We start from the raw sequence: 13,896 nt of genomic DNA, 5'->3' as shown, positions 1-13,896 counted from the left end.
TCTTTGGGAGCTGAAGGGAAACGCCATGCGCACGCGAATGACCGAAGCTTTGACGCTGCCGACGGATGGAACGGCGGGGGCGCTCGCCGGGCGCGTCTGGCGGCCGGATGTGGAAGGGCCCTCGGTCGTTGCCGTACGCGCTGACGGCCTCTACGACATTTCCCGGCACGCGCCGACCATGCGCGATCTCGCCGAGCGCGCGGATGCTGCGGCGATCGTGAAGAGCGGCGCGGGCGAGCGGATCGGTTCGCTTGGCGAGATCCTCGCCAACACACCCGAGGTCTACCGCGATGAGAAGAAGCCCTGGCTCCTGGTGCCGATCGACCTGCAGGCCGTCAAGGCCGCAGGCGTGACCTTCCCGCGCTCGATGCTGGAGCGCGTGATCGAGGAGCAGGCCAAGGGCGCGCCGGAAAAAGCCGAGGCCATCCGCAAGCAGGTGCAGGCGCAGCTCGGCGGCGATCTGCGCACGCTGAAGCCCGGCTCGAAGGAGGCCATGGCGCTCAAGCAGACGCTGATCGCGGCCGGCGCGTGGTCACAGTATCTCGAAGTCGGCATTGGTGAGGATGCCGAGATCTTCACCAAGGCTCAGCCCATGTCGGCGGTCGGACACGGCATGACCGCGGGCCTGCATCCGAAGTCGACGTGGAACAACCCCGAGCCCGAAGTGGCAATGGTCGTCAACTCGAAGGGCGCGCTCGTCGGCGCGACGCTCGGCAATGACGTGAACCTCCGCGACATCGAGGGCCGGTCGGCGCTGCTCCTCTCCAAGGCGAAGGACAACAATGCCTCGGCCTCGGTGGGCCCGTTCGTGCGCTTCTTCGATGCGACGTTCTCGCTCGACACGGTGCGCGGGCTCGACGTGCACCTGACGGTCGACGGTCCAGAGGGCTTCCGCCTCACGGGCAAATCCTCCATGCGCGAGATCGCGCGCGATCCGGCCGATCTCGTTAGCCAGCTCATCGGCAAGACGCACCAGTATCCCGACGGTGCGATCCTCTATCTCGGCACCATGTTCGCGCCGAGCGAGGACCGCGGCGATCCCGGCATGGGCTTCACGCACAAGGTCGGCGACGTCGTCACCATTCATGCCGATCCGCTCGGCGCGCTCACGAACGTGATGGCCACTTCCGACCAGGCGCCGCCCTGGCGCTTCGGCGTCGCCGACCTCATGCGCAATCTCGCCAAGCGCAATCTGATCTGATCGAGGACCCGCAATGCTCTTCATGGTGATATCGACGCCGCGTCCCGAGAAGCCCTCGACGATGGTGCCGAGCCGCAAAGCCTATTGGGAATGGCTGGCGCCGCTCGAGGCGAACGGCATGTGCAAGGGCGCCTGGGCGCGGACCGGCCGCGGCGCCGTGATCCTGTTCGATGTGCCGAACAACGAGACGCTGCACCGCCTCATGAACGAATGGGCGGAGATCATCCCGGCAACTTTCGAGGTCTATCCGCTGATCGACACCGGCGCGGCCAAGGCCTTCCTCGGCAAGTCGGGCGCATAAAGCAAACGGCCCGCCCAAGGTTGGCTTGGGCGGGCCGCTGCATTCCATTGCTCAACTCAGCCGAAAACTTCGGGGTTGATCGCATTCTCCTTGCGCGGCGTGCCGTCGAAGACCGAGAGCACGTTCTTCGCCGCCTCGGCCGACATGCGCTCCATGGCTTCGGCCGTCACGCCTGCAATGTGCGGCGAGGCAATGAGGTTCGGCAGCTTGAAGAGCGGATTGGCCGGATCCGGCGGCTCGCGATCGAAAACGTCGAGCGCCGCGGCCGGGAGCGTGCCGTCCGTCAGCGCAGCATGCAGCGCCTTCTCGTCGATGATGCCGCCGCGCGCGGTCGAGACGAGGTAGGCCGTGCGCTTCATGGCTTTGAACTGGTTAGCGCCGAACATGCCGACCGTCTCCGGCGTCTTCGGGCAGTGGACGGTCACGAAGTCCGCACGCGGCAGGGCATCGTCAAGGCTCGTCACGGGCTCGCAGCCGGCCGCCTTGATCGCCTCGGCCTTGAGGTACGGGTCATAGACCAGAACCTGCATCTCCATGGCGAGACAGCGCTTCGCCGTACGCGTGCCGATGCGGCCGAAGCCGATGATGAGCACAGTCTTCTCGAACATGTCGTTGGAGACCATCGCCGGCTTGAGGCGATCGCCCCAGCGGCCTTCCTTCACGAGCGCGGAAAGCTCCGGCCCCTTGCGCGCGAGCGTGAGCATGAAGCTCATGGCGTGCTCGGCAACCGAGGGTGAGTTCGCTGTGCCGGCGATCATGACGGGCACCTTCGCCGATGTCATGCCGGGGATGTCGATGGCGTCATAGCCGACGCCGACGCGGGCGACGACCTGCATGCCGCCTGCCGCATCGAGCTCGGCAGGGCGGAAGCGCGTCCCGCCGAGGATGGTCGCATGGACCGGCGCGTGCTTCTTCAGGATGGCTCGATATTCCTCATCCTGGGCCATGTTGGGGAAAGGGATGGCTTCGACATCCGGGCGCGCTGCGAGAATCTCTCGTCCGGCTTTGCCCATCGAATCCGTGAAGAGCACTTTCTTCTTGTTGGTCGCCATGCGTTTCCTCCTGGTGGTAGCGCTTCTGCGGTTCTGTTCCGCGAACTTCTCTAGTGTCCCGATTCCGAAGTTCGCCACGCCTCGATGCTAGCCTCCCGAGCGAACTTCGGAATCAAAAGGGACACTAGAATCATAAACTTGCTAGTGTGATTCAGATCGAGAAATTCGCTCCATACCGTGCCCCGAGATATGGCGAATTTCTCGATCATCACACTAGTCGACGTAGCGGACACGGTCGGAAGCGAGCAGCTCCTCGATCCCGCCGATGTTCGTGAAGCCGTTCCTGATCTTGCCCTGCGTGGCCGCCTCGGCGGCGAGCACTTCCTCGACGGAGGGCAGGATCGTGTGAAGGTGCTTGCGCGGCAGGACAACCACGCCGTCGGCATCGCCGATCACGAGGTCGCCGGCCTCGACCGCTACGCCGCCGATCACGATCGGCAGCCCGACGCGGCCGGGGCCGCTACGGACGCACGAGTTCGGCGTGATGCCGCGCGCGAAGACCGGAAGACCGACCGGCACGATGCCGGCGATGTCGCGCGCCATGCCGTCGATGACGATCGCGGCCACGCCCCTGCTCTTGGCGATCGTGGTGACGTTGTCGCCGACGACGGCGGACTGTGTGAAACCTTCGGAGGCCGCCATGATCACGTCGCCGGGCTGGGCGAGGGCGATTGCGGCAACGATGGCGAGGTTGTCGTTGGGGCCGGTCTCGCAGGGCAGCGCCGTGCCGAGGAAGGTAGCATTCGCAAGATCAATGGCCTTGATCGCCGCATCGAGCGCGCCGCGTCCGTCCATGGCATCGACGGCTTGCCCAGTCTGCACGCCCTTGAAACGACCGATCGTGAAGGCGTCAGGGCGCTGCCACATGCGGCGAACGGTAAGAAGCGGCGGATCTTTGAGCATGGAGGAAAACCCATATGAGAACGTTGGCTGGACGCCGAAAGTATTCGGCTTGGCTTGATGGAATGCTAGGTGACGGTCTTTCTGCGCGGCTCGACGATCTCGAACATGCGCTCGAAGGTGTCGAGTAGTGAGAAGAGTGCGGTAACTTTCGATGGATCGCCTTCGATCTTGATCGTGCCTGCGGCGATGGCGGCCTCGAAGGTCGATTTTTCAGCGATGACGGCGTCGAGATCCTTGCGCGTGAGCGTCACCGTAGCATCGGGCGCTTCCGCCAGGCGGCGCGGGGACATCGACATCGCCGAGTTGGAGACGATGATGCAGAACGTCTCGCCCGTGTCGGTGAAGAGCCAGTTCTGTGTTGTGCGATAGCCCTCGGACTTCGGGCCGTTCAAGCGGACGGCGAGATAGTCGAACAGTTGATCGGTCGGTAGCGCACGCAGGATGTGCGGGCCGATGGCCGAGCGCGACGGCACGTTCGGCATGCCGTGTCGGAGCTCGAGAGCGCCGAACAGGTAGGTGTTCCGCCACGTCGCGCTCTCGCTCAGATAGCCGAGCTGCTCGAAGGTATCGGCGAGCAGCGCGCGGGCTTCGGTATTGTCCGGCTCGGCGAACACGAGATGCGAAAGGGCCTGTGCGACGAAGCGGAACTCGCCTTTGTCGAAGTCGGCGCGGGCGCGTTTCAGGATCGCGTCGGCCCCGCCCATGTACTCGACCATCTTGCGGCCGGTCTCGACGGGCGGCAACGGGTCGAGATTGGCGGGATTGGCGTCGTACCAGCCGAGATAGTGCTGATAGATGGCCTTCGCATTGTGCCGCATGTGGCCGTAGTAGCCGCGCGTCGCCCATGCGCCGTCGAGCGATTGGGGCGTACCGATCTGCTCGGCGATCTCCGCCGGCTTCAAGCCATGATTCATCAACCGCACGGTCTGGTCGTGCGCGTAGCGGTAGAGGTCGCGCTGTGCTTCGAGATGACCGACGACGCGCGCGCGTCCCCATGCAGGCCAGTGGTGCTGACCGCAGAGCGCTTCTGCCTCGTCTCCCCAGAGATCGAGCGCTTCCTGGATGTACTTCGACCAGTCGAGCGAGTTACGCACCTGCGCGCCGCGGAAGGGCAGCAGATTGTGGAAGTTGTGCGTGGCGTTCTCGGCGAGGTTCAGCACCTTGAAGGCCGGCAGATAGAAGTGCATCTCCGCCGGCGCCTCGGTCTCCGGCGCCATCTGGAAGACGAATTCGACGCCGTCGATCGTGCGCTTCTCGCCCGTATGCGTGATGATGTCGTTCGGCGGCATCAGCGTGACGGAGCCCGCGCTGATCGCCTTGCCGAGCCCGCAGTCCACGTGCTGGGCCGGACCGCGCGGCAGGAGCGCGCCGAACTGGTAGAGGGCGCGGCGCAGCATGGCATTGCCCGCGATCACGTTCTCGGAGACGGTGTGCTCCATGAACTGATCCGGCGCGATGACCGGTACTTTTCCCGCGGCAACGTCCTTCGCCTCGACGACGCCCGCAGCGCCGCCCCAGTGATCGACGTGCGTGTGCGTGTAGATGACGCCGGTGACCGGCCGGTTGCCGCGATGCTGACGATACAGCGCGAGTGCCGCGCGTGCCGTCTCCACCCCCGTGAGCGTGTCGACCACGATCACACCCGACTGGCCCTCGATGAGGGTCATGTTGGCGATGTCGAAGCCGCGCACCTGATAGATGCCGGGGACGACCTCGAAGAGGCCGTGAATGGCGTTGAGGCGCGCCTGGCGCCAAAGGCTCGGATTTACGGACGGCGGCGCGGCCTCGTCGCGCTGGAAGCCGTAAGTCCGCATGGTCCAGACCACGCGGCCCGTAGGTCCGACGATGTGCGCATCCTCGATCGTGCCCAGGAACCCGCGCCGGGCGTCCTCGAAATCCTGGGTATCATCGAAAGGGAGTTCACGAAGAACCGCAGCATTCTGGCGGGTGACGCTGGCAGAGGCCGGTTTTGGCCCCTCAGGCGCCGAGCCCTCAGATGCTGTCATGGGCGTTCCCTCGTGGATGTCTGGCATTGCGGCTTGCCGGCGGCGGATGAAGCCCCCCGATCACCGTCTTGGCTCTTCTCGTGCAGTCAACTCGGACGTGTGCCGAGGGTCAATCGCATTCGCTGCAGGCGTGCCCTGCAGAGGTCCTGCTGCCGGTAGAACTGGGATCAGTCCTTGGCCCGCTCGACGTAGGACCCGTCCTCGGTCATGACGACGATCCGGGTGCCGGACTCGATATGAGGCGGCACCATCACGCGGGCGCCGTTCGAGAGCTTCGCCGGCTTGTAGGATGAGGAGGCGGTCTGCCCCTTAACCACCGGATCAGCCTCGACAATCTCGAAAATCACGCGCTGTGGCAGCTCGATGGCGACCGGGCTGCCCTCGAAGAGCTTGATCGAGCAGCGCATGTTCTCGACGAGCCACTGGGCGGAATCGCCAAGCAGGTCCTTGGGAACCAAGATCTGCTCGTAGGTCTCGGGCTCCATGAAGTTGAAGCCCATTTCGTCTTCATAGAGATAGTCGTAGTCCTTCTCGTCGAGAAACGCGCGCTCGACGGTTTCCGTCGTGCGGTAGCTCTTGACGATCTTTACGCCGTCCGAGATGCGGCGCATGTCGATGTGTGTCGTCGGGGTGCCCTTGCCCGGGCGAATACTTTCGGCCTTGAGGACCGTGCAGAGATCACCGTCGATCTCCAGGACATTGCCTTTGCGGACCTCGCTTGCGATAACCTTGACCACGAAACCGTTCTCCGTCCATTTCCCCGCGCGGGGCCGCTGAAACTCGTCCTTTGGCGGGCTTCATAGCTGTTTCGGGGCGCGAGGCCAAGTCGGGGCCCCAATCGGGCCCGGACTTTATGACGGGGCGAGGACCGTTCAGACCTCATGACCGAGCGCGTTAAGGAACGCCCGTGGTGGCATCCGGACAAGCACGCCGACCGGCGGCCGTTCCTGCTTGCGCGAGGGCGGATCAAGGCCGCGCTGCGGGGCTGGTTCGAGGACCGGGGGTTCGTCGAGGTCGAGACGAGCGCCCTTCAGGTATCGCCGGGTAACGAGGCGCACCTCCATGCCTTTTCGACCGAATGGCGGTCCGAGGGCGGCGGGATGGCGCCGCTCTACCTGCACACGTCGCCGGAATTCGCCTGCAAGAAGCTGCTGGCGGCCGGCGAACGGCGGCTGTTCACGTTTGCGCAGGTCTATCGCAATCGTGAGCGGGGCGCGCTGCATCATCCCGAGTTCACGATGCTCGAATGGTACCGCGTTGGCGAGCCCTATGAAGTCCTCATGCGCGACTGCGCCGAGCTGCTGGCGCTGGCGGCCGCTGCCGCGGAAACGGACATCCTTACGTTCCGCGATGAGCCGGTCGATCCCCTGGCGCCGCCGGAGCGGCTGACGGTGGCGGAGGCTTTTCGCCGCCATGCGCGCATTGATCTCCTCGCGACGCTCGGCGGGGCGACACCCGATCGCGACGGGCTTGCGGCGCAGGCGCTCGGCATCGGCTTGCGGATCGCGGCGGACGACACGTGGTCCGATATTTTCAGCCGCGTGATCGTGGATTGCGTCGAGCCGCGCATCGGACGCGGGCAGGCGACGATCCTCATGGAATACCCGACCGTCGAGGCGGCGCTGGCGCGCCCCTCACCCAAGGATCCGCGGGTGGCCGAGCGCTTCGAGCTCTATGCCTGCGGTGTCGAGCTGGCGAACGCCTTCGGCGAGCTGACCGATCCAGCCGAGCAGCGCCGCCGCTTCGAGGCCGAGATGGCCGAGAAACAGCGCGTCTATGGCGAGCGCTATCCGATCGATGAGGATTTTCTGGCGGCGCTGGCCATCATGCCGCCGGCATCGGGCATCGCCCTTGGTTTCGACCGGCTCGTCATGCTGGCGACGGGCGCGCGGAATATCGAACAGGTCCTCTGGGCGCCGGTGACCACGCCATGAGCGACAGAGGCGCACCAAAGACGCTGCGGACACCGCAGGATCTGCTCGATGCAGGCCTGATCGGCGCGGACGGGCTCGATGCGGCCGCAGAGGTCGGGGCGCGCTATGCCATCGCGATCACGCCCGCCCTCGCAGCATTGATCGACCAAGCCGATCCGAATGATCCGATCGCCCGCCAGTTCGTGCCCGATGTCCGCGAACTCGAAACGCGCCCCGAGGAGCGCGCCGATCCCATCGGCGACGACGTGCATTCACCGGTGCCCGGCATCGTGCACCGCTATCCGGATCGCGTGCTGCTGAAAGCGACGCACGCCTGCCCTGTTTATTGCCGCTTCTGCTTCCGCCGCGAGATGGTCGGCCCAGGGGGCGAACAGGCGCTTGCGGGCGAGAAGTTGGCGGCAGCCCTCGACTACATCCGCGCCAATCCGGCCATCCACGAGGTCATCGTCACGGGCGGCGATCCGCTGGTGCTTGCCCCGCGCCGCATTGCCGAGATCACACGTGGTCTCGCCGAGATCCCGCACGTTCAGGTCATCCGCTGGCATTCCCGCGTGCCCGTGGTGGACCCGGGACGGATCACACTAACACTCGTCGAAGCTCTGCAAACGCCCAGAAAGGTCGTGTGGATCGCCGTTCACGCCAACCACGTGCGCGAGCTGACCGACGCCGCCCGTGCCGCGCTTCGGCGTCTTGCTGCCGCCGGCTTCCCGCTGATCAGCCAGACGGTCCTGCTCAAGGGCATCAACGACAATGCCGAGACGCTGGCTGAGTTGTTCCGCGCCTTCATCGCGCATGGCGTGAAGCCCTACTATCTCCACCACGCCGATCTCGCACCGGGCACGGCCCATTTCCGTACGTCCATTGCCGAGGGGCAGGCCATCATGCGCGCACTCCGTGGCCGCGTCTCAGGTCTCGCGCTGCCGACCTATGTCCTCGATGTGCCCGGCGGCTTCGGCAAGGTGCCCATCGGGCCGGATTACGTTAATGAAATCGAGGGCTTTACCGAGGTCATGGACGTCTCGGGTCGCCAGCATCCCTACCCTGCCATCCCGGCTGAGATCGGCCCCATCGACAAGGGCTGACTTTCCCCTATGCCCCCGCGCCGCTTCGTGTAATGTGCGCGCCGCCTGCGGGGAGTGAAACAAGCCATGCAATTCAAGATCGCCAAGCGCCTGCAAAGGGTCGAGCCTTCGCCGAGCATCGTCGCTGCCCAGCGTGCGCGCGAGCTGAGGGCCCAGGGCCGCGACATCATCGCCCTTTCCACTGGCGAGCCCGATTTCCCGACGCCGGCCCACATCATCGATGCCGCTGCCGCTGCCGCCAAGCGCGGCGAGACGAAATATACCGCCATTCCCGGCACGCTCGAACTGCGCACCGCGCTTGCCGCCAAGCTCAAGCGCGAGAACGGTGTCGACTACACGACCGACGAGGTCATGGTCTCGACCGGCGGCAAGCAGGCGATCTTCAATGCCATCGTCGCGACCATGGAGGCCGGCGACGAGGCGGTCATCCCGGCGCCCTTCTGGATCGCCTATTCGGATTGCGTGCTCTATGCCGGCGCGAAGCCGGTGGTCGTGCCCTGCCCGGCCGAGACGAAGTTCAAGATCACGCCCGAGATGCTGGAGCGCGCGATCACGCCTGCGACGCGCTGGCTCGTGCTGAACTCGCCGTCGAATCCGTCCGGCGCCGTCTACACGCGCGAGGACTATCTCGGCCTCGCCGAAGTTCTGCGCCGCCACCCCAACGTCGCCGTCATGGTCGACGAAATGTACGAGCATATTGTCTTCGACGGGCACACTTGCGAGAGCTTCGTCGCCGTGTGTCCCGACATGAAGGACCGCTCGGTCATCATCAACGGCGTGTCCAAGACCTACTCCATGACCGGCTGGCGCATCGGCTTTGCTGCCGGCCCCGCCGAGGTCATCAAGCAGATGTCGAAGCTGCAGGCGCAGGTGACATCGGGGCCGTCGTCGGTCGGCCAGGCCGCGGCGCTCGCCGCGCTCACCGGCCCTCAGGATTCGGTCGAGACGTACCGCGCGGCCTTCGAGGAGCGCCGCGATCTGATCGTGGCCATGCTCAATCAGGCCAAGGGCATCAGCTGCGTGAAGCCGGCCGGCGCCTTTTATGCGTTTCCGAGCTGTGCGGGCCTCATCGGCAAGCGCACGCCCGATGGCAAGGTCATCGAGAGCGACCGCGATTTCGTCATGTATCTCATGAACGGAGAGGGGGTCGCGGCCGTGCACGGGGCAGCCTATGGTGTCTCGCCGCACTTCCGCTTGTCCTTTGCCGCCTCGACCGAGGACATCACGCGCGCCTGTGAGCGCATCCAGCGGGCCTGCGCGGCACTGCGATAAACAGAGAAACGACGGAGGAAGCACGTAATGGCCAAACTGCGCGTAGGCATTCTGGGATTCGGCGAGGCTGGCCAGAGCGTGGCCACCGGATTGAAAAAGTCCGCGACGGCCGAGCATCCGATCGAGATCTCGACCTGGGACATCCTTCTCCCAAGCAACGAGAAGGGCGCGCCGCTGAAGGCTGCCGCCGACAAGATCGGTGTGAGGACCGTCGGCGCCGCCGCGGAGCTAGCGCAGGCGAGCGACATCATCCTGAGCCTCGTGACGACGGAAGAGAGCCTCGTCGCAGCCCGCCAGATGGCGCCGCACATCGTAAAGGGCACGCTCTTCCTCGATTGCAATTCCACTTCGCCGGGCATGAAGCGCGATGTGGCCAAGACGATTACAGCCGGTGGCGGACGCTCCGTCGAGGCGGCGGTCATGGATCTGGTGCCGCGCTCGCAGCACAAAGTGCCGATGCTGCTTGCAGGCAAGGATGCGGAGGAGCTGATCGGCAAGCTTGCGCCCTACGGCGTCGACATGAAGTCCGTGGGCGATGACATCGGCGCGGCGTCGACGATCAAGATGTGCCGCAGCGTGTTCATGAAGGGGCTCGATGCCATCCTCATGGAGTGCATGGTCGCGGCCGAGACGGCGGGCGTGACCGATCGTATCGTGTCGTCGCTGCAGGTGACGATCCCCGAGATCAATTGGCCGGTCTTCATCGGCAAGAAGCTCGGCGGTGCCGCGCAGCACTCGGGCCGGCGCGCAGGTGAGATGCGCGAGGTGGCGACGACGCTGCGCGAGCTCGGCCTCGATCCGACGATGGCGGAGGCCACGTCGCGGCGCCTGCAGTGGTGCGCCGATCTCGGCATGAAGGAACGCGCTGCGGCGACGCGCGTGCCGGGCTCGATTACCGAGTTCGTCGATGATGTGCGTGCCGGCCTTGCGGCGCAGTCGTCGGCCAAAGCTGCCGAATAGCGGATGCTGCGGATCACCGAGCTGCGGCTGCCGCTTGACCATCCGGAGGAGGAACTTCGGGAGGCAGTGGTGACGCGGCTCGGGGTCTCGTCCGCAGACCTGCTGAGCTTCAGCGTGTTCCGGCGCGCCTGGGATGCGCGCAAGAAATCCGCGATCAAGCTCGTCTACACGATCGATGCCGAGGTGCGCGACGAGGCTCGCGTGCGCGCGCGGCTGAAGGACGATCGTCACGTCAATCCATCACCGAATACAACCTACAAGTTCGTCGCGCGTGTGCCGGAGCGGGTGGAAAAACGCCCCGTGGTGATCGGCACGGGTCCATGCGGCTTCATGTGCGCGCTCGTTCTGGCGCAGATGGGTTTTCGTCCGATCGTCCTCGAGCGCGGCAGGGTCGTGCGAGAGCGTACGAAAGACACCTGGGGGCTATGGCGGCGCGGTGTGCTCGACCCGACGTCCAATGCTCAGTTCGGTGAGGGCGGCGCCGGTACGTTCTCCGACGGCAAGCTGCACAGCGGCATCAGCGATCCGCATCATCACGGCCGCAAGGTGCTGACTGAGTTCGTCAAGGCCGGAGCGCCCGACGAGATCCTCTACGTCGCCAAGCCGCATATCGGCACGTTCCGCCTCGTCACCGTTGTCGAGAACGTGCGCGCTGAGATCGAAGCGCTCGGCGGCGAGTACCGCTTCGGCACGAAGGTCGTCGATCTCGATATCGAGGACGACGGCAACGGCAAGCGGCACGTGCGCGGCGTCGTGCTCGAGGATGGCAGCACGATCGAAACGGATCATGTTGTGCTCGCCGTCGGCCACAGCGCGCGCGACACCTTCGAGATGCTGCTCGCGCGCGGCGTGACGATCATCCCCAAGCCGTTCTCCATCGGCGTGCGCATCGAGCATCCGCAGTCGCTGATCGATCGATGTATGTTCGGACCATCCGCGGGCAACCCAATCCTTGGCGCGGCGGACTATCATATCGTGCACCACGCCAGTAACGGCCGCTCGGTCTACAGTTTCTGCATGTGCCCCGGCGGTACGGTCGTCGCGGCGACATCCGAGCCTGGATGTGTCGTCACGAACGGCATGAGCCAGTACTCGCGTGCCGAGCGCAATGCCAATGCCGGCATCGTTGTCGGCATCACGCCCGACGAGGACTTTCCGGGCGGACCGCTGGCCGGCATTGCTTTTCAGCGTCAATGGGAGGCCAAGGCCTTTGAAGTGGGTGGTGGCACGTATGCGGCGCCAGCGCAGAGAGTTGGCGATTTTCTCGCCGGCCGCGCTTCGACGTCGCTTGGTGATGTGGTTCCGAGCTACAAGCCAGGCGTGACGCCGACGGATCTCGCGCAATGCCTGCCGGAGTTCGCCGTGATCGCGATCCGCGAGGCCCTGCAGGCCTTCGACAAGCGTATTCCCGGCTTCGCCATGGCCGATGCCGTGATGACCGGCGTCGAGACGCGCACGTCCTCGCCGATCCGCATTCCGCGCGGCGAGGACTACCAGAGCGTCAACACGCGCGGCCTCTATCCGGCAGGCGAAGGCGCGGGCTTTGCCGGCGGCATTCTCTCCGCGGGCGTCGACGGCATCCGCGTCGCGGAAGCGCTCGCGCTCAATTTTGCCAAGGATTGAAGGCGGGCTCGGTCGTCGTCTTCCAGGACTTCTGGTCTGCCGCTGCCGGCTGTCTGGCCGGCGCTTTCGCGGCTGGCCTCGCAGGTGCCGGCGTCTCGGCGCGCGGCATGGATCTGAGGCCGAGGCAGCGAACAAAGGCATCGGAGTTCGCCATGCGTCCGCGCAGGCGCGAAGCCAGCACGGAGGTGATGCGCCCTGGATCGCCGGCATCGCGGGCGATCGGATTCGGCAGCGTCGCGGCGAGCAGGGTCGCTTCGTGCGCCGTGAGACGCGAGGCCGGCTTGTCGAAATGATAGTACGACGCCGCCTCCGCGCCGAAGATGCCGGGCCCCCATTCGGCGATGTTCAGGTAGACCTCGAGAATGCGCCGCTTGGGCCAGAATGCGTCGATGGTCAGCGCGACGGGGATCTCGATGGCCTTGCGGACGTAGCTTCGCGAGGACCACAGGAAGAGGTTCTTCGCCGTCTGCATGGTGATCGTGCTGCCACCGCGCGACTCGCTCATGGCCTCGTAGAGCGCACCCCAGTCCACGCCGCCGTGCTGGCAGAAACGCGCGTCCTCCGACGTGACGACGGCGCGCTGGAGATAGGACGAGATGCTCGTGAGCGGCACCGGCGCATAGAGCACGGGCTGGCCAGAGAGACGCGTGGTGATCATGAGCGCCGAGCGCGGCGGATCGATCCAGCGGTAGGCGACGATCAGAGCCAGCACGAGCACGACATAGCCGACCACGAGGCCCATCAGCATGAGAACTGCGCGCCGGATCCGGCGAGGCCACACCGAGTGCGACGGCGGTGCCGCTGTCGATAAGGGAGGTGCCGGTGCATCGAGAGTGGGATGACTTGCGGCCGCGATGGAGGCGGCGACCATAGGCGCGACGGCAAGCGATGGCGCGGGCCCGTTCCCGTCAAAGAGTGGCGTACTGCTGGCAGGCTCCAGCGAGGGCGGCTGCGCCTGAGGGGCTGGCGCTGCGGCTGGACGCTCGAGGCGAAGTTCTGGCACCGCCGCGAACGCGGAGCCGAAGGCAAAGTCCGCGGTGCGCGCAGCCACAGGCATCACGCGGGGCAATAGTTCGGGTGCGGGTGGCTCCGGCGAACGGGTTTCCGGCGCTTCCACCCTCAGTTCTGCTTCAGCCACTGTCGAGATGGCCTCCAAGGCCAACTCGGCCGTGGGGAGCTCTGCGCCGTCAACTGCGGGCATCGCCTCGGCCGCCGGTTCCGGCGTCGCATCCGCCACATCCAGCTCTGATGCAGGTGGCTGAGGTTCGGGAAGGTCGAGTGGAGGCAACGCCGGCACTTCCGCATATAGCTCCGCCTCGGCAGGCAGCTCGGGGCGCACATCGGCTTGGGGGCTGGCCGCTGGTTCGGGTCTGACCTCCGCCTCCGCCACGGCCCCCATCTCCACGGGCGGCGGACCCTCCGCCGGCATGGCCGGATCGTGCAGGGGCGCAGCCGCAGGCCCCGTCGGCGGCCCCGTGCGGGGGACGACGTCAGGCGGCTCGTCGCCCGGTCCGGTGAAGGGGCCTCGGTAGTCGTTCATGGTCCATTTTAGCTTATCAAAC

Annotated in this window: 12 protein-coding genes; 7 read left to right on the top strand and 5 right to left on the bottom strand. The window is 65.8% G+C overall.

The features are described from left to right. The first annotated feature begins 37 nt into the window (after positions 1-37). Both CS1BSM3_RS12565 and CS1BSM3_RS12560 read left to right on the top strand, forming a co-directional pair. Positions 38-1,201, top strand: a complete 1,164-nt coding sequence (locus tag CS1BSM3_RS12565; RefSeq protein ID WP_072388147.1) for a fumarylacetoacetate hydrolase family protein — start codon at positions 38-40, stop codon at positions 1,199-1,201. Positions 1,202-1,214: 13 nt separating this feature from the next. Beyond that, positions 1,215-1,502: a DUF3303 domain-containing protein gene (locus tag CS1BSM3_RS12560; protein WP_072387417.1), complete on the top strand. Its 288-nt coding sequence runs from the start codon at positions 1,215-1,217 to the stop codon at positions 1,500-1,502. A 56-nt stretch (positions 1,503-1,558) separates the two neighbouring features. Here CS1BSM3_RS12560 and CS1BSM3_RS12555 read toward each other — a convergent pair whose 3' ends face one another. The 4 genes from CS1BSM3_RS12555 to efp form a co-directional block, all read right to left on the bottom strand. Further along, a complete protein-coding gene (locus tag CS1BSM3_RS12555) occupies positions 1,559-2,554 on the bottom strand; it encodes a hydroxyacid dehydrogenase (RefSeq protein WP_072387416.1) in 996 nt (331 codons plus the stop codon). Between the two features lie 213 nt (positions 2,555-2,767). Continuing rightward, positions 2,768-3,457: an RraA family protein gene (locus tag CS1BSM3_RS12550; protein ID WP_072387415.1), complete on the bottom strand. Its 690-nt coding sequence runs from the start codon at positions 3,455-3,457 to the stop codon at positions 2,768-2,770. Positions 3,458-3,522: 65 nt separating this feature from the next. Continuing rightward, positions 3,523-5,463: an alkyl/aryl-sulfatase gene (locus CS1BSM3_RS12545; RefSeq protein ID WP_072387414.1), complete on the bottom strand. Its 1,941-nt coding sequence runs from the start codon at positions 5,461-5,463 to the stop codon at positions 3,523-3,525. 167 nt (positions 5,464-5,630) lie between these two features. After that, complete coding sequence (efp, locus tag CS1BSM3_RS12540; protein WP_072387413.1) at positions 5,631-6,200, bottom strand: elongation factor P; 570 nt, start codon at positions 6,198-6,200, stop codon at positions 5,631-5,633. Between the two features lie 144 nt (positions 6,201-6,344). Between efp and epmA the strand changes: the two genes are divergently transcribed. The 5 genes from epmA (at position 6,345) to CS1BSM3_RS12515 (ending at position 12,334) form a co-directional block, all read left to right on the top strand. Then, positions 6,345-7,397, top strand: a complete 1,053-nt coding sequence (gene epmA / locus CS1BSM3_RS12535; protein ID WP_072387412.1) for an EF-P lysine aminoacylase EpmA — start codon at positions 6,345-6,347, stop codon at positions 7,395-7,397. Beyond that, on the top strand, positions 7,394-8,479 hold the full coding sequence (locus CS1BSM3_RS12530) for a lysine-2,3-aminomutase-like protein (protein WP_072387411.1): 1,086 nt from the start codon (positions 7,394-7,396) through the stop codon (positions 8,477-8,479). The genes epmA and CS1BSM3_RS12530 overlap by 4 nt, the downstream gene beginning before the upstream one ends. 66 nt (positions 8,480-8,545) lie before the next feature. Next, the gene (locus tag CS1BSM3_RS12525) at positions 8,546-9,751 is read left to right on the top strand and encodes a pyridoxal phosphate-dependent aminotransferase (RefSeq protein ID WP_072387410.1); all 1,206 of its coding nucleotides are present in this window, start codon (positions 8,546-8,548) and stop codon (positions 9,749-9,751) included. A gap of 27 nt (positions 9,752-9,778) precedes the next feature. Then, on the top strand, positions 9,779-10,711 hold the full coding sequence (locus CS1BSM3_RS12520; protein ID WP_072387409.1) for a DUF1932 domain-containing protein: 933 nt from the start codon (positions 9,779-9,781) through the stop codon (positions 10,709-10,711). Between the two features lie 3 nt (positions 10,712-10,714). Beyond that, on the top strand, positions 10,715-12,334 hold the full coding sequence (locus CS1BSM3_RS12515) for an NAD(P)/FAD-dependent oxidoreductase (protein WP_072387408.1): 1,620 nt from the start codon (positions 10,715-10,717) through the stop codon (positions 12,332-12,334). Here the strand turns inward: CS1BSM3_RS12515 and mtgA are convergent. Continuing rightward, positions 12,315-13,874, bottom strand: a complete 1,560-nt coding sequence (gene mtgA, locus CS1BSM3_RS28585; RefSeq protein WP_072387407.1) for a monofunctional biosynthetic peptidoglycan transglycosylase — start codon at positions 13,872-13,874, stop codon at positions 12,315-12,317. The genes CS1BSM3_RS12515 and mtgA overlap by 20 nt on opposite strands. Positions 13,875-13,896 lie beyond the last annotated feature (22 nt).

The sequence above is a fragment of the Hyphomicrobium sp. CS1BSMeth3 genome (assembly GCF_900117415.1).
Classification (GTDB): Bacteria; Pseudomonadota; Alphaproteobacteria; order Rhizobiales; family Hyphomicrobiaceae.
Note: the sequence above shows the minus strand (reverse complement) of the source record. Positions and strands in the feature narration are given on the sequence as shown.

Bases quoted from the DNA above. Each gene is read 5' to 3' on its own strand.
- CS1BSM3_RS12525 (WP_072387410.1), top strand. From the start codon at position 8,546: ATGCAATTCAAGATCGCCAAGCGCCTGCAAAGGGTCGAGCCTTCGCCG.
- CS1BSM3_RS12530 (WP_072387411.1), top strand. From the start codon at position 7,394: ATGAGCGACAGAGGCGCACCAAAGACGCTGCGGACACCGCAGGATCTG.
- CS1BSM3_RS12545 (WP_072387414.1), bottom strand. From the start codon at position 5,463: ATGACAGCATCTGAGGGCTCGGCGCCTGAGGGGCCAAAACCGGCCTCT.
- CS1BSM3_RS12560 (WP_072387417.1), top strand. From the start codon at position 1,215: ATGCTCTTCATGGTGATATCGACGCCGCGTCCCGAGAAGCCCTCGACG.
- CS1BSM3_RS12555 (WP_072387416.1), bottom strand. From the start codon at position 2,554: ATGGCGACCAACAAGAAGAAAGTGCTCTTCACGGATTCGATGGGCAAA.
- CS1BSM3_RS12550 (WP_072387415.1), bottom strand. From the start codon at position 3,457: ATGCTCAAAGATCCGCCGCTTCTTACCGTTCGCCGCATGTGGCAGCGC.
- epmA (WP_072387412.1), top strand. From the start codon at position 6,345: ATGACCGAGCGCGTTAAGGAACGCCCGTGGTGGCATCCGGACAAGCAC.
- CS1BSM3_RS12520 (WP_072387409.1), top strand. From the start codon at position 9,779: ATGGCCAAACTGCGCGTAGGCATTCTGGGATTCGGCGAGGCTGGCCAG.
- mtgA (WP_072387407.1), bottom strand. From the start codon at position 13,874: ATGAACGACTACCGAGGCCCCTTCACCGGACCGGGCGACGAGCCGCCT.
- CS1BSM3_RS12565 (WP_072388147.1), top strand. From the start codon at position 38: ATGACCGAAGCTTTGACGCTGCCGACGGATGGAACGGCGGGGGCGCTC.
- CS1BSM3_RS12515 (WP_072387408.1), top strand. From the start codon at position 10,715: ATGCTGCGGATCACCGAGCTGCGGCTGCCGCTTGACCATCCGGAGGAG.